This window comes from Candidatus Syntrophocurvum alkaliphilum (genome assembly GCF_009734445.1).
In the GTDB taxonomy this organism is placed as follows: domain Bacteria; phylum Bacillota; class Syntrophomonadia; order Syntrophomonadales; family Syntrophomonadaceae; genus Syntrophocurvum; species Syntrophocurvum alkaliphilum.
In genome coordinates this window covers 639387-659137 of record NZ_CP046457.1, presented here as the reverse complement: position 1 = coordinate 659137, position 19751 = coordinate 639387, and the positions used below count along the sequence as shown (strand labels likewise).

Sequence of the window (19751 nt, the reverse complement as noted above, 5' to 3'; positions counted from 1 at the left end):
TGTTATAAAACACCTTCTTTACTGTAATTTTTAACCTATTATATCATAATAAAATTAATTTTTATTATGATTTTTAGTAATATTTGTTTTGAAAATTCTAATTTATAGCTTTATTCTTTCTCATAAACTGCAAATATTTGTAATGCCACTTTATCAAATGGGACTACCCTAAGTTCGTCTGCTAATTCTTTTGCTGGTGATTTATCTGCTATTTCACTAAACTTATTCCAGTTCATAAAATCAAAAGGAATTATTTGTTCTTCCTTAAAACCTTTTGCTTCAAATATTTCATTAAGTGCTTTGGGATTAAAATGATGCATATGTAACATTGCAGGAAACATTGTTCCCTCTATATTTTCCCATATTCTTTGTTCTACTTCGCCATACCTTGTAGGTACAGTTATAAAAATCTTTCCACCAGGTTTTAGCACTCTAGAAAATTCTTTTAAAACTTTTTCAGGGTTATAAGTATGTTCTAAAACATCTAAACAATTAACTATATCAAAGAATTCATTTTCATAAGGTAGATTTTCTATACTTCCTTGAATAAAATTAACCTTATATGATTCTTTTGAAAGCAGTTCATTAACAGTAGGAATTTCGCAATATACAGATAGTCTCCCTAATTCTTCCGCTATTAAATCAATAGCTTTTGAAAAAGTTTTTCTTTCACCTTTTTTCATTATTTTAAATAAAGCTCTTGCTCGTTCTAATCTTGTACTACATGCATCTATAGAGTAAACAGATAAATACTGACTCATTACAATTGAAGCAAATCCTGCACCACAACCAGCATCTAAAACTCTACCCTTTAAATTCTTAATTTTAGGATAAACAAACTTTAAAAATGAATATTCTCCACCAGATGAAAAATTTTGTAGTGCAATTATTTCATTTAAAGCAAAAAGTTCCTCCTGGCTTAAAAAAGACCCTATTTCTTCTCTAAACCAGTTTCTTAAAGATACATCATGCTGAAATATATCTATAATCTTATCTATATTTGCACAATTTAATTTATATTGAACTTTTTTTTTATCATCTTGACTCATAACCTCCCAAATGTATTTTACATAAAACGGGAAGCAAATGTTATTACTCACATTAAATAGAATTGCCTGTTCTGTCCATACTTGCTTTAGTTCAGTAGTTACTTTATGAAAATCTAATAAAAAAGATATTGATTTCTCGTCGTTTCGAGAAAACATTTCTGCATATGCAGAGCTTAAATCTGTGGCATTAGGCAATAATTTTGAATATATATTTAATACATCACTATCAATATTATTAAAATAATAGTCAAAGAATTGTTTCAATATCAATTTTTGACCCCCTACTTAAAATTAATAAGATTATATTTTTTTTGATAATAATTTATATTATTGTTTAAATTAAAATCCCATGACATATCTACCTTAAAATTACAACTTTCACCCTTAAATGGAACATATGGTTTTAACATAATGCCTGATGTGTGATATTCTAACTCGCTTTGTTCCTTAAATATGTAATCTTTGTAATATTGTTTTACAGCTGGTTTTATGTCTAATTTATTTATATTTTGTTCCGAACTAATAGCAAATGATACTCGATTATAAAACTCACTTCTATCTGCACTGTTAATTTTATATAAATAATCTACTTGTATAGGAAAAGAATTTGTTTCATTTATGTTTATATATTCTGAACCTTTTTCCGTCATTGTAGTGATATTTTCTATTTTATAATTTATCAAACTATTATCATCGTTAATAACAAGACCTATAAGGGCTTCTGGCTGAAACTCCACTTCGTCTGATGGAGTTGCTGATGTAACTAACTCTGGTACTAGATATAATTTTCCCTGATTAATATTTTTTTTATCAGTTACTACAGATATATTTACTGACAACGAGTTTAGAAAAAACTTAAATTCTTTTATAAGCTCAATGTTTATAGTTTCAAATTCAGTTAATTGAACTTCTTTAACACACTTTAATTTTATCAATGTACAGTTCTCATTAGTTTCTATTTTTTCTATATTAAATATATAATTATTAAAATTCTCGATTGTTTTATACTCATCATTAATTTTTAATAAAACTTTACATCTAAAAGCATTTCTGCTTTGCTCAAGCCTCCCCCCTTCATGATAATATTTAATAGTTAATTCACTATCATTTTCTGTTAAAATTAAAGGAGTAGAGTATTGTAATATAGAATTATATGCTTTTATTTGAGCAAAATCATTTTTTAATAAACTTAGCATTTTGTTCTTATTATTACTTATTTTTGGAGATAATGCATGTAGGTAACTTATACATCCTCCCCTTGTGCTTACAACTGCTGTTTGATTAGGATTTTCTATAATAATATTGTCATTTCCATCCTTATTCCAATCAATAACTTGTATATAAGTTTCTTTTTCATTATTTTTATTTAATTTTTCAAAAGCTTTTATTAATAACCTATCTGCTATTTCTAAATATGCCAATCCAAACACATCATAGTAAGGTGATGAACCATACGAAGGATGACGACTAGCCCATTTAGGATCTTCTTGATATATTAAGTTTCTAACCCGGTTTATGGTTTCATATATTTTTTTAAGTTCAATGCTATAATGTTTTTCTAAAATTGAAGATACTAGTTTATGTTTTTCTAAAGAATCTATTAAACTATGCTCCACAATACTTTGTAAATCTATGGAATCAATATTACAAAAGTTTTTTAGGTAATAATTAATTATTTTATCTTCATATTCTTTTTGTTTTTCCTCTATATTTCTTAAACGACAAATAACTCTCCTAAGACGTTCATCCCCGAAACAGACACCTCTTATTCCTCTTTTTGCTGTCCAGTTTTCCCACTCAGGATAACTAAAGCTACTGCGTACAGGATAAGTATCAAGATACCCAAACTTTTCATAATATTTTCTTAATCCACAAAATTCTAATTCTTCATCTGCTTCTATAAGTTTGAAAAATTGCAGTAACCATTTTTTATCACCTTTAGGATCCTTACTCCATTGACCAAGTTTTTCAGCATCCTCAAATATTAAAAGAATTGGAGCTTTATCTACACCTAGTTTAATTGAATGTTCATATGCTTTCTCCAATGCATCTTTAATGTAAAAATAGTAATGCTCAGGTTTTACCCTAACATTATCATTATCACTAAAAGTTTGTCTCTTTAATAATTTGTAACGAAATTGACTGTGCACAGGTATTGAAAAAAATTCTTCACCACCTATTTCATCTCTAAAACAATAGTAGAGTAATTGTTGGGGAAAATGAGATATAGTGGTATTAGAAAAAGGATCAGTAAAACCAAAATGTTTAAAACAGTAATCTCTACTACCACCAGAGTAAGAAAAGTAAGACTCATAAAAGGTTTCAGCATCTAAATAATATAAAGGTAGTGTTTTTAAATATCTAGCTACTCTAGTCACTTCTTTAAGAATTAGCTCACCGCATTCTCTTTCTACTAAATGTATTCCTTCCCATTCATAAGATTTTTTGCCAGTTATTTCACTACATAGTTCATCATATTTTTTTATTTGATATAAATAATCATCAATACGTGAAGATAGTTGTATAAATGGTTCATCAGCTAAACCTCCTAAAATGCCTATTTTACCAGATGATATTATTTCTTGAAGCTGTTTAACATATTCTGGTTTTTGATCTTTTATCCAATATAAGAAAGGACCAGAAAAATGTAGATTAATATAAAATTCTTTAAGTTTAACTGCTTCATTTAAAAGTTCTATCCATGGTATATAAGAATTCTTAAAAGCTTCTTCTCTTGTTTTATAAAGTTGAAAGTGAGGTTGATGAAAATGTGGACATAATGCTATATAGCCTTTCATATGCACCTCCATTAAATAACTTAATTTAAAGCCATATTAAATAATCATCTTCATATTCAATCTTATTAATCCAAGCTATAAAATTTATATCTATCTCATTATTTTTAATTGAATTCATTATCCTTAAAAATTTAGTATAATGCTCAAAAAAGCGTTTCATTGCATAGTCACTGGTTGTATTATTTGTTACCATAAACAACCAATCACTACTTTCTAAAAGTATTAACTCCCTTAATGCTTGTTTGTATGCCCTCTGTTTATCTTTAGTTGTAAGTATTGCTCTATCAATACTATGAAACTCTTTACTTGCTTGTTTAATTATCTCCCACATCCATATAGTTTCTTGGTTATTCCAAATATAATGCTTTCCTCCCATCCCCCAAGAGGATTCAAACACTTGTGCTTCTATATTAGGCATATTAAGTTCCGAGGGTAGCACTAGATTTATTTCCTTACTTTTTGAAATTATCCTAACAACATATTCAAGCCAATCAACACCTTCCCACCACCAATGTCCAAATAGCTCAGTATCATAGCACGCAACCATCAAAGGTGATATAACCCCTAATTTTTGCGCCTTTTTTGTAGTAGTTAATAAACTATCTATAAACTGCTGTGCATGTTTTTTAGCTGTTGCTTTAGCCATATCAAGATTATAGTATTCTTTTTGGTCAAACCCCTTTAGTCTATCTGTTACACGCCAGTATTTTAATCCTGATCTTGATGAATGCATATGAAATTCCCTATAAGATTTATCTCCTGGATAACCGTATTCAGCAGACCAAACTTGTTCACTTACTATTGAATTTCTTCCATAAACAACAATGTCTTTATCTTTAATTTTATAAGGTATATAGGTTGTTAACCCTGTATTTTTAAAAGTTTCAATTTCTATTCCCGTTTCACTACAACCATAGCTATAAACACCTAATGGATTGCCGCCCTCTATAGCGTGGCTATCAACATAAAAGTACCTAAAACCATTATCAATCAATATATCTTCTATCCCTTTGAAATAGGCACATTCAGGTAACCAAAACCCCTTTGGTTCTTGCCCAAAATTTTTATAGAATACTTTTTTCCCCAAAACAATTTGCCTTTCTAGGCTAACTTTATCTAAAAGAGGTAAATATGCATGTGTTACTGCTGTTGTTATAACCTCAATATCTCCACTTTTCTCCAACTCTTTTAGACTCTTAATTAAATCTTTATTAAACCCAACAATAAAATCTCTACGTGTATCACGATAAAATCTAGAATAAAAATTAGCGATTCTTGCTAACTCCTTGTTACTACTAGATAAATAATATTTTTCATCTAAAAATGCGGCTTTTTCCCTTTCCTTTAAATATACAATAAACTCTTCTCTAATATATTTTGAATTAAATTGTTCTATTAATGGAGGGCTTAAGCTTATAGTAACTGGTGCTCTTATGCCTTCTTCTCTTAATTGAAGCCAAGTTTTCACTAAAGGTATATATGTTTCAGCCATAGCTTCATATAACCACACTTCACCAAAAGGCCATCTACCTTGCCTTTTTACATATGGAATATGACTGTGTAACACCAGCATCAGATTTGAACTCACTTAGTTCCACTTCCTCTATTTTTTGTTTAAAAGATTACATATCCTAAACATTTATATAGCTCGATGTATTATATAACATCGAGCTTCTTTCTCATTCAACAAGCATTATAATTTGATTACTATACATATCTAGGCTTTAGTTAAAAAATTACTAGAATTTTAATTGTTTTTTTTACTTAAGGGCTTAGATAAACATGTTAGCTAGAGCCTCTATTCAATATTATATTTTTTTTGTTTGATAAAGATTGCTTGTTTATATACTTCAATTGTAGATTTAGCAACCACCTCCCAGTTGTAAATTGACTCTACTAATTTCAACGCATTAGTCTTGAGAGTATTTGCTAATTTATCATCTAAAAGAATTGATACAATTGCAGTGGCAAGCTCATCTTCATCACCTGGTTTCACCTTTATACCAGTATCCATATTTTCAATTATTTCAGACAATCCACCTACATCACCTACAATAACCGGAGTATTTGTTATCATAGCTTCAAGTGCTACTATTCCAAAAGGTTCATACAGACTTGGAAATACCGCTACAGAGGCTTTATTGTAAACATAATTTCGTTCCTTATCCCTTATGAATCCAGTAAAAAACACTCTATTTTTAATGCCTAACTTTTTTACTAATTCTTCAAGCACTTTTTTTTGGCCCTTTCCAGCAATAACAAGTTTAGCATTTGGGACACTTTTAAGCACTTGTGAAAAAGCATTAATCAATTGCCAAACACCTTTTTCAGGAACAAGCCTCCCTATAAAAAACACAATTTGGTCTTCTTCATTTACTTTAAATTCAGGATCCTCAGGTAGACATAATAAGTTTTTTGAATCAACCCCATTAGGTATTATTGTTATATCATCTGGCATTAAGCCGAATAAATTACATATTGCATTTTGCATATAGTTACTACAGCAAATAACCCTATCTGCTTCTGTCGCAAGATTTTTTTCTATTTCATTAATTTCTATTTGCATTCTATTATGTAAGCCTAAGTTTCTTCCATATTCAGTTGCATGAATTGTTGAAACCAATGGTAAGTTAAATATCTTAGCTATTGATCTTCCTGCATAAGCCACAAGCCAATCATGAGCGTGTACTAAATTAAATCCATTAACTTGTGTATTTAGCTTTACTGCAGCCCTTATAGCCTCACTATTGAACTTAAAAATACCTGCTTTAAAATTTTTTGCTTCTCTAATAGGACTGTCAACTCTATGAATATGAACTAAATTATTAAATTCATATTCATTATATCCTTCGACACTAGGAGTAATAACATGTACCTCTATTCCTTGATTAACTAAAAATCTACTTAAATCAAAAACATGTTGACCTAATCCTCCAACCATGTGAGGTGGATACTCCCAACTAAACATTAATACCTTCACACACCTAAATCTCCCTTGTTTTCTTCTATTTTTAAAACTATATTATTAAATAAACATTTCTATTATAGAATTTTTTGCTTATAATAATGAAAAGCTTATTTATAAACCTATTTATAAATAAGCAATATGTAATATTGTAGGAGGTAACTAATGAATACCATAATTAACGAAAAATCTCGTAGAAAATCTATTATAAAGGACATTTCACTTGCCAGTTCGGGCTACAAAAAATTAGCTTGGGCGAGTAAAAATATGCCTGTTCTCAATATATTAAAAGAAGAATATAAAAATAACCAACCTTTAAAAGGAAAAATAATTGTTTGTTGTCTACATTTAGAAGCTAAAACAGGTTATCTATTACAAACATTGCAAACTGCAGGAGCTGATGTTGTAGCGTGTGCTAGTAATCCATTATCAACTCAAGACGATGTTGTAGCAGCCTTAGTAGACTCAGGAATCACTGTTTATGCTTATTATGGTGAAAGTACAGAAGATTATCATCGTTTTTTAGAATATGCTTTAGATTGTATGCCTGATGCAATTATAGATGATGGTGCAGATGTAGTCTCAATACTACATAAAACCCGTAAGGAACAAGCTAAGAACATCATAGGTGGATGTGAAGAAACTACTACTGGTATTGTTAGACTAAAATCTATGGATAAAGATAAGGCTTTATTGTTCCCTATGATGGCTGTTAATGATGCTTATATGAAGTATTTGTTTGATAATCGTTATGGAACCGGGCAATCAGTTTGGGATGGAATTAATAGAACTACTAACCTTGTTGTTGCAGGTAAGAGTGTTGTTGTTATAGGCTATGGGTGGTGTGGTAAAGGTGTTGCTATGCGTGCATTAGGCATGGGAGCAAAAATTATTGTCACAGAAATAGATCCTATAAAAGCAAATGAAGCACTAATGGATGGGTTTGAAGTTATGCCCATGTCAGAAGCGGCTAAAATTGGTGATATATTTATAACTGTAACAGGAAATATAAATGTAATAAGAAAAGAACACATGGAAGTTATGAAGGATAACGCGATTATGTGTAATGCTGGACATTTTGATGTTGAAGTTTCAAAAGGTGATTTAGAAGCTTTATCTGTTAGCAAAAGAATTGTTAGAGATAATATAGAAGAATTTGTACTAGAAGATAATCGAAAGCTTTATTTGCTAGCTGAAGGTAGACTAGTTAATTTAGCCGCAGGTGATGGACATCCTGCAGAAGTAATGGATTTAAGTTTTTCTCTTCAAGCTTTATCATTAATGTATGTAATAGAAAACAGAGATAAGTTAGCTAATCACGTATATAATGTTCCTGAATCCATAGATGAAAAAGTAGCTTATATGAAACTAAAAGCTGAAGGCATTAATATTGATAAATTAACTGATGAACAGCAAGCTTATATAGATAGCTGGGATGTATAATAAAATAGCAAAAATTCTTATGACCTATAAAACACAATCTAATATGTATAAAACATATAATTTAAAAATGATTCTGCTGCAAAAAGTAACTACAACAAACTTAAGGCTGAGCAAACATGTTTATCTAAGTCCTTAAGTAGCAAGGCGTGGTGCATAGATCACGGCTAAGTATAAATGAAAAATCATTTTAGATAATAAGTGCTAAGCTAAAATGGAGGTAAAGACCGATGAGCGGCGTGATAAACATGTTTGCTCAGCCGATTTCATACTCTAAGTTTAGCTTTTTGCAGTGGAATTAAAAATATTTTCCAAAGTTAATCTAAGAATAAAAAACCACCTTTCTATTCAGAATAATATCAAATAGAAAGGTGGTTTTATAATTATGGATTCAATAACAAGAAAATATTTATGGATATTTTTCGGTATTTTAATTTCAGTTATGTTTGTGGCTTATGTTATAAGTATCATGAATACTACGTTAACCCCGGATAGAAGCCCTGGACATATAGTAGAAGAAGAGATTGACTATTATATAATAAAAGATAAGGATGGAAATGTTATATTTGAAACCGGTCATGAATTACATGTAGATGATGAATACATTGACGAAGATGATATTCATTATAGAATTAAAAGTATTGATGGCAATACAGCTACAGCTGAAAAAATTGCTAAACTTACTAGTTTAGATTTAAGTAATAATGAAACTGCTCCTGCTATTAGCCCTTTTTTAAGAGGAGTATTACCTGCTCAAAATCTTAGGCCTGTACATATAGTAATGTATTATACCCACTCTGATGAGTCATTTATACCTACTTCTGGTACAGCAAGTATTGATGGCTATGGAGATATATATCAGGTAGGTGAGACTCTTGCCGAAGCTTTAACAACTGCAGGAATAAGTGTAACCAATAATCAAGAAAATCATAATCCACATGACGTAAATGCATATCATCGTTCTCGTAGGACTCTAACTACACTATTAGCAGAGCAACCCGATGCTGCATATGATATTCATCGTGACTCTGCTCCAGCTAGAGCTTATAATACAGTAATTAATGGTACACTTACTTCTCGTGTAATGATTGTTATAGGTAGAGGAAATCCTAATATGGAGACTAACTTAGATTATGCTAGACGCTTAAAAGAAGCGGCAGATAGGATACATCCAGGTTTAATGAGAGGAATATTTATGGGTCGAGGAGATTATAATCAAGATATGTACCCAACGGCTATTCTATTTGAAATAGGTACTCAGTACCAAACACTAGAAATGGCTCAAAAAGGTGCACAATGTTTAGCTGATATTATTATTAGAGTTAAATATGACTTTGAATAATTATTATTTAGCTATGGAAACAAGATAGCTTATCTGGTAAATACTTGCTTTTTAGTATAATCATGCTTTGTTTTTTAATTTATAGTTTTCTGCTATACCTAACAAATCATGAACAAAGTTTGCTCCACGAGATATAATAATACCTGTAAAAATTGAGCCTAAATAATTAATTTTTAATGGTATATCTATTAATACAAAAAAATCTATACCAGCACCTAATGCTAAAATTATTCCTACCGTTATAGAGCCAATTTTATCTATACATAATTTATTTTTTTGCCAAACCATTTTTAAACTTTCCCAGATACTTTCTGCAAACAGAGCTAAAATTATAATTTGCATAAAATCCATAGAAATAACCCCTTAAACATATTTTTATAAATATATGTTTAAGTTAAGATCTATATGATGTATTAATTGCAAAGCTCATTTTGACCTGATATAATTACTATGCAATGCGCCCGTAGCTCAGTGGATAGAGCACTGGCCTCCGGAGCCAGGAGCGTAGGTTCAATTCCTACCGGGCGTACCAATTATCATTTATTATGGTTTAAAATCATTAAATAGATTTGATTTTAGCTATATCAATATATTCATAGCCTTCAATTTTAAAATCAATATTATTACTAGTTCTATTTATTAATAAATTTGCTAAATCATCAACTTCTTGTATTAATACATATAAATAAATGGATACCTTATCTGTAAATTGGACATCTTTTATATGTACACCCCATTTTTTACATTCATTTTCTATTACACCGTAATTACTATAATCAGTTACAATTTTAATTTTAGCAGATCTACTCATTTTTATTATTTGTGCTTTTTCTATAGCTAGTTTGACTGATTCTGTATATGCTTTTACTAAACCACCCGTTCCTAATAATGTTCCTCCAAAATAACGTATGACAACTGCCACAACATTTTCTAATTCAGAGTATTTTAATATATCAAGAATTGGCATACCAGCAGTACCAGAAGGCTCTCCATCGTCACTATAGCGTTCTATATGTGGTTTCTCTCTTAATATATATGCATAACAATAATGTCTTGCTGAAGGCCATTTTATTTTTAATTGTTCAATTATTTTTTGGACTTCTTCTTCAGTATTAACTGGACATATATATGCTATAAAACGTGATTTCTTCACCTCATGTTCTGCAACTATTTCTTTAGCTATAGTTTTAAACATTTTATCACCTTATTGCATTTAACTTTTCTTTTAACCATTTTAAGGTTATTTCTTCTCTTTCTTCTTCTTTATTGGCAAACCTGTGATCCGCATCTTTTATTAAACATAAACGACAATCTTTAATATAGTTTTTTATAATCATTGCATTTTTAGGATCAACCACATCATCATTTAGACCATGTACGACAAGAACAGGTTTTTGTTCAATATTAGATAAATAGAGTATAAAATCATGATTATAAAAATCTTGGACTAACTGGGGGTTTAAATTAAATTCATCTCCATCATCATTTATTTTAACGGAACTGCCATTTTTAAGCTTTAAATAATCGTCTTTAAATATAGTGGAGAATGTTTCTTTTAAAAGTACTGGAGTTGACCATAGTATATAACCTACAATATTATCTGTATCATAGGCAGCTAATATAGTACTACCTCCAAAGCTTCTACCCAATAAAATTATTGGCAACTTGTATTTGTTATCTAGGTAATCAACAACAAGTTTCAAATCGGAAACCTGACGACTCAAAGTTATATCTTCAAATTTTCCTAAGCTTTCTCCACACCCACTAAAATCAAATGCACAAACCCCAATGCCTATATTATTTAATTTCTTAGCAAACTCAAATAATTGTCCAGAATTTTCTTTTCCACCACGAAACCCATGACACGCAACTAAAATATATTTAGCTTCTTCTTCAGGCATTATTATATAAGACGCTAAATGTTTATTTGCATCTTTAATTTCTATTTTCATTAAATCCCCTCCTTGCTATCTATAAACATAGAACCCACTCTCCTGTAAATAGAATGGGTCTAATTTTAAAACATAATTTATTGTCTTAAGATAATTGCAATCAAAAATTTAATTGTACTGTAATAAGCTAAATTTAGACTATACAAAATGTTTTTTATTTTATTCAATAATTTCTATGTACAAAACCCTATGATAATTGAATGCTCCAGTAATATTACCATCAATATCATATATATAGTTTACTGAAGAACCTCCAATATACACTTTACCATCATCTTCTACTTCTAGACCCCTAACATACCCTTCTTTTGTAATGCCATCAGTAAAGTGTATCATTACTTTTATGAGTTGTTGTTCTTCTTCATCAGCTTGAATAAGTTTTTGAGCATCTAAGTTACAGCCTGATAGTATAAGAAAAAATGAAAGAACTACAACAAGTATAACTTTTTGCACTAACGAAGCCTCCTTCTTCTAGCTCTAACTTGGTGTGTAACATCAGATATTTCATGTTTTTCATCTGATGTAATACGTTTTAAACTCCACTCCTTTAATTTATTGTTTACAAAGCAATGAAAAGTTTGTGGAGAAAACACACCATTTTCATCCTTCGTTCCAGCTTTATATCCTGTTAATATTTCTATTCCTTCATCTATATGTTCAATGGCCCATATGCTAAATTTCCGTGCTTTCACTGCTTCTACAACTTCTTCATCAAGCATTAATTGTGCTACATTTTTTTGTGGTATTATTATGCCTTGCCTACCATTAAATCCTTTTTCTTTGCATATTTTATAAAAACCTTCTATTTTTTGATTTACTCCTCCAACAGGTTGAATTTCACCATTTTGATTTACAGAACCTGTTACTGCTATACCTTGATTAATGGGTATACCTGCTAAGCTTGAAAGTAGTGCAAATAGTTCTGCACTAGAAGCACTATCTCCTTCTATCCCTTGGTAACTCTGTTCAAAAGTTAGACTTGCCGATAAAGATAATGGTTTGTCTTGAGCGTATTGATCACCCATATATCCATTTAATGTGAAAACACCCTTACTATGAATGTTTCCACTCATTTTTATTTCTCTTTCAATATTTACAAGACCTTTTTCACCCCTAAAAGTTTTTGCTGTAATTCTTACTGGTTTCCCAAAAATGTGGTCTCCCAATTCATATACTGCTAACCCATTAATTTCACCAATTTTTTTAGAATTTACATTTATCATTAAAGTATCTTTTTTAATATATTCTTGTATTTTTTCTTCTCTTAGTGATGACCGTAAATTCTTTTCAGTAATTGCTTTGATAACATGTTTTCTTTCTACTAATTCAGCTTTATCATTGCGTGCCCAGCCATTTGATTCATAAATTAATTCTGTTATTTTACTAAATAAAGTCGTAAGTTTAGTTTTATCTTCTGCTAGTCGAATACCATGTTCAACTACACTAGCTACAGCTTCAGGGTTAAAATGTTTTAGACCTTCTCTCTCACATACGGAACTAATAAAACGTGCATATTCACGCATATATTTAGTTGTACGAGGCATTTCTATATCAAATTCTGCTTTGATTTTAAATAATTTTTGAAACTCTTCGTCTCTAGAATAAAGTAAATAATAGTAAATAGGTTCACCAATTAATATTATTTTTATTTCTGTTGGAATAGCTTGAGGTTGAAGGGTTTCGGTACTGTTTAGCCCCAAGTTTTTACTAAGGCTTTCAACTATAATTTCTCTATTTTTTATTACACGTTTTAATGTATCCCAAACATAAAAATTGTTGGCTAGATCTTGCAAATGTAAAACTAAGTATCCTCCATTTGCCTTGTGAATTGAACCCGGCTTTATTTTTAAAAAATCAGTTGCTAATATACCAAATTCACCTTCATATTCTATTTGTCCAAAAAGATTTGCATAAGTGGGATTACTTTCGAAGATTACTGGAGCATGATCTAAGTGAGAATTATCAATAAATAAATTCACCTGATATCTTTTCATTAAGGATTTTTTGTCTTTTTGTCTAAATAGCTTTATAGGACTATAATCTTCTTCTTTTTCAACAAAAGAATCAACATTTTCAATTAAATCTTTATTCATATCATCTAAGTATTCTTTAACACCTATATATTTTCCATATTTATTACTTAAAAATTGAAAATAGCTTTCTGTTACATTAATTGCGGTTTTTGTTTCCAAATCTTTTATTCTTTCTTTAATACCTTTTTCTAAATCTTTATATTTCCTAAATGCTTCATTTATTTTTTCTTGAACAATAGTACTTTTTTTCATTAAATCATTTTTTTCTTCTTCTGTCATAGTTATATAAGCATCCTGAGGCATAGCTTCACCATCTTTTAATGGTACACTTGCAATGCCCTCTTGAGTTCTCGATATGGAAAAACCATAAGAACGAGCAGTTTTATCAAGTTCAAGATACATTTCGTTTGTTTCTTCGATTAATTCCTTGAGTATTTCATTTTTTTGATATTCAAATTCATCAGATTCAAAAGTTTTTATTATTTCGTTTATGGCTTCTTCTATTTGGTTGGCAATATCTTTTTTAAATTCTTTTCCTTTACCAGCAGGAAGCTCTAATGCTGTTGGATTATCTTGATTTTGAAAGTTAAAAACATAGCACCAATCTGATGGGCTAGGCTTTTTTTTAGCTTTCGTTTCTAACATTTCCCGAGCCAATGTTGTTTTACCGGTACCATTTAAACCTGATAAATATATGTTATATCCAAAGTTTTCAATATCAAGACCAAAATCTAAAGCTCTAATAGCTCTTGATTGACCTATAATTCCTCTAAGTGGTTTTAATTCCTTTGTACTTTGAAATTTAAAAATAGAAGGGTTACAGGTTTGCCTTAGCCTATTTGACTTTACCTTATATCGACTTATATTCAAAGTCACACCCCCAAATAAAAATATATATTATAATATTAATTTTGCCTTATAAAAGTTAAAGATTGTTATATTAAAAACATTACTAACTTATTACGTAGCTTCTTAAATATAATTAAGCATTACTATTAGCAATTCCTTCAATACATAATTAAGTAATAGTTAAATTGTATATTATAGCCATAACTATTATTCCCACTAACAATGTATAAAATAAGCTTTTTGTTTTAACTGCTACTATAAATGTTGGTATAAATGCCCATATATAAATATTAGAAACACTTATATCTATACTACCATGAGGTGCTAAAATACTTATGGCAGTTAATGCTCCTAATACTGCAGGGGCTATATATGATAACCATTCTTTTAATATAGGCGGAAATTCAAATCTAGATAGTAAAGCTACAGGTAAAATTCTTGGTAGCATGCTTACTATAGCTACACCAATAATCATTAAAAATATATTAATCTCGTTCACGAATCAACATCCCCAATGTTGCACCTACTAATGTTGCAACTATTATATTAGATAAATTTGTCATAGTACCTGGTATAAAATAAGCTATAACCAAACACAATCCCGCTGTAAATAATGCTACATATACATCACTGCGTCTTTTAATTAATAAAACTAATAAACATATATACATAGCAGGTAAAGCAAAATTCAAACCTATTTTATCAGTATTTGTAATAAGTGTACCAAGCATCGCTCCAAAAAAAGTACTGCTTATCCAGCTTATATGAGAAGTAATATTTAAACCTGCCATATATGATGCAGTTGCTTCTTTTTCTTGGTATCTGTTAATTGCAACTGCATAAGTTTCATCTGTTAGTCCATATGTTAAAAGACTTGCTTTAGTTGTTGGGATATTCTTTATAAATGGTACAAGTGATGTAGCAAATAATAAATATCTTAGGTTTACTAGAAAGTTAGCAGCAATAATAGTTATTATAGCACCACCAGCACTTAACAACCCAATAGCTATATATTGGCCAGCTCCTGTAAAACATAATATAGACATTAGTGTTGCCTGAAAAACAGTCAATCCAACCTCATTGGCTAAAACACCAAAAGCAAAGCCTAGTGGCATATAACCCAAGACTACTGGGAATGAATCCCTTATACCTTCGATTAGTTCTCTATTGTTCATTTCTTCTCCTACTCTTTTTCTCTTTCATTCTGGTATTGTACTACAATTATTTATTTTAAAACACTTATTACAATAATACTATTAGCTATTTTAATAAAAAAACAAGTGTTAAAAAACACTTGTTTTTTTAAACGGTAAACCACAAAAAATCTAAACAAACATGTTATCCATGTGTTGCTTCATCATCAGTTTGTAGCCCATAAATTTATTTTTTCTAATCTTCCTTAAGGCCTTTTTACTTAAATAGATATTATATATCAAATTCTTCAACTGTAGCAGTTAAGTCATCTGCTGATTTTGATGCATCTTCACTAATATTTGTAATATTTTCTATAGCTGCAGTTTGCTCTTGTATAGAGGATGAAACTTCTTCAGTAAAAGTAGAATTCTTTTCGGCTAGTTCTGATAAATTTTGCAATGTGCTCAAAATTTCATTTTTCATAACTTCCATTTCTTCTCCAGAAACATTTAATTTTCTTACTGCTTTTTCTGCTTTATTTATTGCTTCAGCAATGAGCATATATTTTTCTTTACTATTCATTACTTTATTTTCTTGTTCTTTGGAAACTGAAAAAACTTTTTCCATAGTTTCAACAACTGCATTTGAATTATTTTGCAATTCATTTACAACTTCATCTATTGCTTTAGTAGAATCAGCAGATTGTTCAGCTAACTTTCTTATTTCCTCCGCAACTACGGAAAACCCTCTACCAGCTTCCCCTGCTCGTGCTGATTCTATTGCGGCATTTAAAGCCAATAGATTAGTTTGTTCAGCTATTGAAGCAATAACATCACTAGTTTCTCCTATCTGCTTAGAACTTTCATTAGTCTTTAATATTACATCATACACATCTTTTGTTGCTATACTACTCACATCGGTTGTTTTAGATAAGTCTTCCATGTCCTCTAAGCCTTCCTTTACAAGGACACTTATATTTTCTGTTATATTGCTTATACTTTTTATATCTGTTTGATTGTTTTCTATAGCTTGTCCTAATTGTGATGATTTCAATGATCCTTCGTCTATGCTTTGAGCTTGCTCAGTAGCACTAGTCGCAATTTCTTCAATTGCTTTTGCAACTTCATTGGAACTGTTTTTAATATGATTTAAGCTACTTTCTAGATTAGAGGTAGTATTATTTGTTTCAACTGCACTTGTTTGAATTTTTCCAACTAGGTCATTTAATCTGTTAATAGTTGCATTTGTTGCTAGAGCAAGCTGTGAAAATTCATCTTTACTTTTTACTTCTACATTTTCAGATATGTTACCAGTACTGATTTCATGGAGCTTTTTAATATGTTCTTTTAGAGGTTTAATAATCATTCGACTCATAAAAAATATTACGATTAGATTAATAACAATTAAATTTACAAACGTATTAACAAAAGCACCTATATCTTCATTAATAAGTCCAATATCATTTATAAAGTTGTTAATTAATTGGGCAATTGGAGCACTTAATAGAAAAGTTAAAGTAATTATTATTATAATTTTCAGTGTAATACTATTAATAAAATTAAAGTTTAATAATTCGTTAACATCTCTAATTGTTCTACTACTATTTTTAGTAACATTTTTTTTCATGTTTATTTCTCCCGTCCATTATTTTTATATTATCCATTAACCTAAGGTGTGGTGTTGATAAATAATTAAACATCACTGTTATTAATGGAATCATGTGTATTATCTTCACTAAATACCCCTTTTTTGTTTCAAGACAATGAGAATTTGGAAAGATACAGTTTATCCAAATAAATTTACCATTTATCACCTCGCCTATATTGACTGTTTTATCTACCAAAAGCACAACTAGGCACAAAGCCTTAGTTAAAATTCAACAAAATCAACCCCATCCCCTTGGGACTTTTGTCCTTTGTTTAAAAATATTTGGATTTTTTTATAAATTTTGATGAATTTTAATCTTGTTTGCTTAAAAATGATGAGAATTAAGGCTATTTATTTGTCAGGTATTTGCCAATTTAAGTAGCAATTAATCTGCAGGTGTAACAAAGAAATTGCTAAATTAGCTAGAAGATATGCAAAAAGTAGTTAAACTTTTTAATTTTATTAAATTAAGTTAAAAATTTTAAACCACATTAAGATCAAATAGTTTGATTTATTGAAAAATTCTTTGCCACCACCTTATACCATCTTCTTCCTCTGAATCATCAGGTTCTAGTCCATTTTCTTCCCAATATTCGGTATCGGGGATATGGTTATCACAAGTCTCTTGTGGTTCGGTACCTATTTTAAAGGCCATTTGGCTTTTTCGAGGACAAAATTCTGAAGCTACTAAGCCACTATCTAAACAAATATTTATTAATTTTATATTATCGGGTTTATTAAATTGTTTAACTGCAAGCTTTTGGGATGCTTCTCTTAAAAAATCAGCCCATATTGGTCCAGCTGCTGCTCCACCTGTAAGATATGTTCTTTGTTCTTTGTCATACCCAACCCAAACAGCACAAGAAAGCTGAGGAGTATAGCCGACAAACCAAGCATCATTATATACATCAGTTGTTCCTGTTTTTCCAGCTGCTTCTCTTTGAACAATATCTTTCAGATGTGAGCCAGTACCTCCTGGATCAAGCACACCTTTCATCATGTCTGTTATTATGTAGGCTGTTTCACTAGATATTACTTTATTTTGATTGGTTGAATTTTCATATAAAATTCTCCCATCTTTGTCTAAAACCTCTAAAATATATTTTGGCTCACTATAAATACCTTCATTAGCAAATACAGAATAAGCAGAGACCATATCTATTGGTGTTACTTCATTAGAGCCTAATGGTAATGACAAAACTGGTTTTATATTTTTAAAACCAAATTTTTCTGTGTATTTTGCTGTGTTATTTTCATCTAGCTCATGGTTTACCTTTACTGCAATCACATTATCCGATATCATCAGTGCTTCTTTTAAAGTAAATTTTCTATCATGATATGGCTTTTCACCAAAATCTTCAGGTATATATACATCAGAATTTGGTAACGTATATTCAACTTTTTCACACATGATTTTATCTGCTAATGTAAAACCACTATCAATAGCTAATGCATATACAAAGGGTTTAAATGTAGAGCCCGGTTGGCGTCTACTAAATACTCTATTATAAGTTGAGGTTGCATAATCCCTTCCACCTATAAGTGCTCTTATATGACCATTTGAATTATCTAATGCTACTAAAGCAGCTTGGAGGTTTTTGTCTCTATCTTTCATACCTTGATAATATGCTAGCTCAGCTGCTTTTTGCATATCTAAATCTAAAGTTGTATATACTCTTAAGCCACCTTGAAAAACCTTACGTTCACCAAATTTATTTATTAAATAATCTCTTACCGTAGCTATAAAATAAGGTGCATCTCCAGTAATATATTCCGCTTGCTTATATTCAAGTTCATAATTAAGTGCCTCTTCCATTTCTTCTTCACTAATCATTTCTTCTTCTAACATTCTGTTAAGCACCACTGTTTGTCTTGTTTTAGCTTCATCTGGGTTGTTATAAGGATTATATCGTGCAGGCCAATTAGGTAATCCAGCTAAAAGGGCTGCTTCTGCTAAGTTTATATCATGTGCATTTTTCCCAAAAAATGTACGAGCTGCAACTTCAACTCCATAAGCTCCATGTCCAAAGTAAATTGTATTACAATAAAAAGTCATAATTTCATCTTTGGAATATGTCTGTTCTAATTGAAAAGCATAAATTAATTCTTGTAGCTTTCTAGTTAATGTTCTCTCTCCTGTTAAAAATAAATTTTTAGCAGTTTGTTGAGTAATTGTACTTCCTCCAGCAACAACTCTTTGTTCTCTGATATTACTTATTAAAGCCCTGACCATACCCCCAATATCTAAACCCCGGTGATTATAAAAATTCTTATCTTCTACAGCTATTACGGCATTGATAAACTCTGGTGATATTTCATCTAAAGTAACTCCAATTCTATTTTGCTCGGCTAAGCCATGAATTGGTCTATTGTTTATATCAAAAACAATAGAAGATTCGGGAACATCAATTTCAGGAAGCCTAAAAGTAAATCCACTAATTAAAGTTAATAAAATTAACAAAATAATTGAAATTGATAATTTTCTTTCCATTTTATACCTCCATAATTAGATTTTTCCCGATGTTATATAAGTTTATCCAAA

15 protein-coding genes and 1 tRNA gene are annotated in these 19751 nt (G+C 30.0%); 3 read left to right on the top strand and 13 right to left on the bottom strand.

From position 1 onward, the window contains the following. Window positions 1-110: 110 nt before the first annotated feature. The 4 genes from SYNTR_RS03190 to SYNTR_RS03175 form a co-directional block, all read right to left on the bottom strand. The gene (locus SYNTR_RS03190) at window positions 111-1319 is read right to left on the bottom strand and encodes a class I SAM-dependent methyltransferase (protein WP_156203166.1); all 1209 of its coding nucleotides are present in this window, start codon (window positions 1317-1319) and stop codon (window positions 111-113) included. 11 nt (window positions 1320-1330) lie between these two features. Then, window positions 1331-3847: a polysaccharide deacetylase family protein gene (locus SYNTR_RS03185; RefSeq protein ID WP_197079170.1), complete on the bottom strand. Its 2517-nt coding sequence runs from the start codon at window positions 3845-3847 to the stop codon at window positions 1331-1333. A 25-nt stretch (window positions 3848-3872) separates the two neighbouring features. Beyond that, on the bottom strand, window positions 3873-5435 hold the full coding sequence (locus SYNTR_RS03180) for a 1,4-alpha-glucan branching protein domain-containing protein (protein ID WP_156203164.1): 1563 nt from the start codon (window positions 5433-5435) through the stop codon (window positions 3873-3875). Window positions 5436-5645: 210 nt separating this feature from the next. Next, window positions 5646-6827, bottom strand: a complete 1182-nt coding sequence (locus tag SYNTR_RS03175; protein ID WP_156203163.1) for a glycosyltransferase family 4 protein — start codon at window positions 6825-6827, stop codon at window positions 5646-5648. Window positions 6828-6977: 150 nt separating this feature from the next. Between SYNTR_RS03175 and SYNTR_RS03170 the strand changes: the two genes are divergently transcribed. Continuing rightward, window positions 6978-8255, top strand: coding sequence for an adenosylhomocysteinase (locus SYNTR_RS03170; protein ID WP_156203162.1), 1278 nt, complete (start codon window positions 6978-6980; stop codon window positions 8253-8255). A 382-nt stretch (window positions 8256-8637) separates the two neighbouring features. Further along, the gene (gene spoIIP / locus SYNTR_RS03165; protein WP_156203161.1) at window positions 8638-9594 is read left to right on the top strand and encodes a stage II sporulation protein P; all 957 of its coding nucleotides are present in this window, start codon (window positions 8638-8640) and stop codon (window positions 9592-9594) included. 60 nt (window positions 9595-9654) lie between these two features. Here spoIIP and SYNTR_RS03160 read toward each other — a convergent pair whose 3' ends face one another. Continuing rightward, on the bottom strand, window positions 9655-9945 hold the full coding sequence (locus tag SYNTR_RS03160; protein WP_156203160.1) for a hypothetical protein: 291 nt from the start codon (window positions 9943-9945) through the stop codon (window positions 9655-9657). Window positions 9946-10051: 106 nt separating this feature from the next. Between SYNTR_RS03160 and SYNTR_RS03155 the strand changes: the two genes are divergently transcribed. Beyond that, window positions 10052-10126, top strand: a tRNA-Arg gene (locus SYNTR_RS03155). A 27-nt stretch (window positions 10127-10153) separates the two neighbouring features. On the opposite strand, the gene SYNTR_RS03150 is transcribed toward SYNTR_RS03155, so the two are convergent. The 8 genes from SYNTR_RS03150 to SYNTR_RS03115 form a co-directional block, all read right to left on the bottom strand. After that, a complete protein-coding gene (locus tag SYNTR_RS03150; RefSeq protein WP_156203159.1) occupies window positions 10154-10789 on the bottom strand; it encodes a YigZ family protein in 636 nt (211 codons plus the stop codon). 4 nt (window positions 10790-10793) lie between these two features. After that, complete coding sequence (locus tag SYNTR_RS03145; RefSeq protein ID WP_156203158.1) at window positions 10794-11546, bottom strand: alpha/beta hydrolase; 753 nt, start codon at window positions 11544-11546, stop codon at window positions 10794-10796. 159 nt (window positions 11547-11705) lie between these two features. Further along, window positions 11706-11999, bottom strand: coding sequence for a hypothetical protein (locus tag SYNTR_RS03140; RefSeq protein WP_156203157.1), 294 nt, complete (start codon window positions 11997-11999; stop codon window positions 11706-11708). Then, entirely contained in the window at window positions 11999-14449 is a 2451-nt protein-coding gene (locus SYNTR_RS03135) for a Lon protease family protein (protein ID WP_243140228.1), read from the bottom strand. Before SYNTR_RS03135 ends, SYNTR_RS03140 begins: the two co-directional genes overlap by 1 nt. Window positions 14450-14597: 148 nt before the next feature. After that, a complete protein-coding gene (locus SYNTR_RS03130) occupies window positions 14598-14927 on the bottom strand; it encodes an AzlD domain-containing protein (RefSeq protein ID WP_156203156.1) in 330 nt (109 codons plus the stop codon). Next, window positions 14914-15603: an AzlC family ABC transporter permease gene (locus SYNTR_RS03125; RefSeq protein WP_156203155.1), complete on the bottom strand. Its 690-nt coding sequence runs from the start codon at window positions 15601-15603 to the stop codon at window positions 14914-14916. The genes SYNTR_RS03130 and SYNTR_RS03125 overlap by 14 nt, the downstream gene beginning before the upstream one ends. A gap of 250 nt (window positions 15604-15853) precedes the next feature. After that, on the bottom strand, window positions 15854-17188 hold the full coding sequence (locus SYNTR_RS03120; protein ID WP_156203154.1) for a methyl-accepting chemotaxis protein: 1335 nt from the start codon (window positions 17186-17188) through the stop codon (window positions 15854-15856). A gap of 532 nt (window positions 17189-17720) precedes the next feature. Then, window positions 17721-19700, bottom strand: coding sequence for a transglycosylase domain-containing protein (locus SYNTR_RS03115; RefSeq protein WP_156203153.1), 1980 nt, complete (start codon window positions 19698-19700; stop codon window positions 17721-17723). Window positions 19701-19751 lie beyond the last annotated feature (51 nt).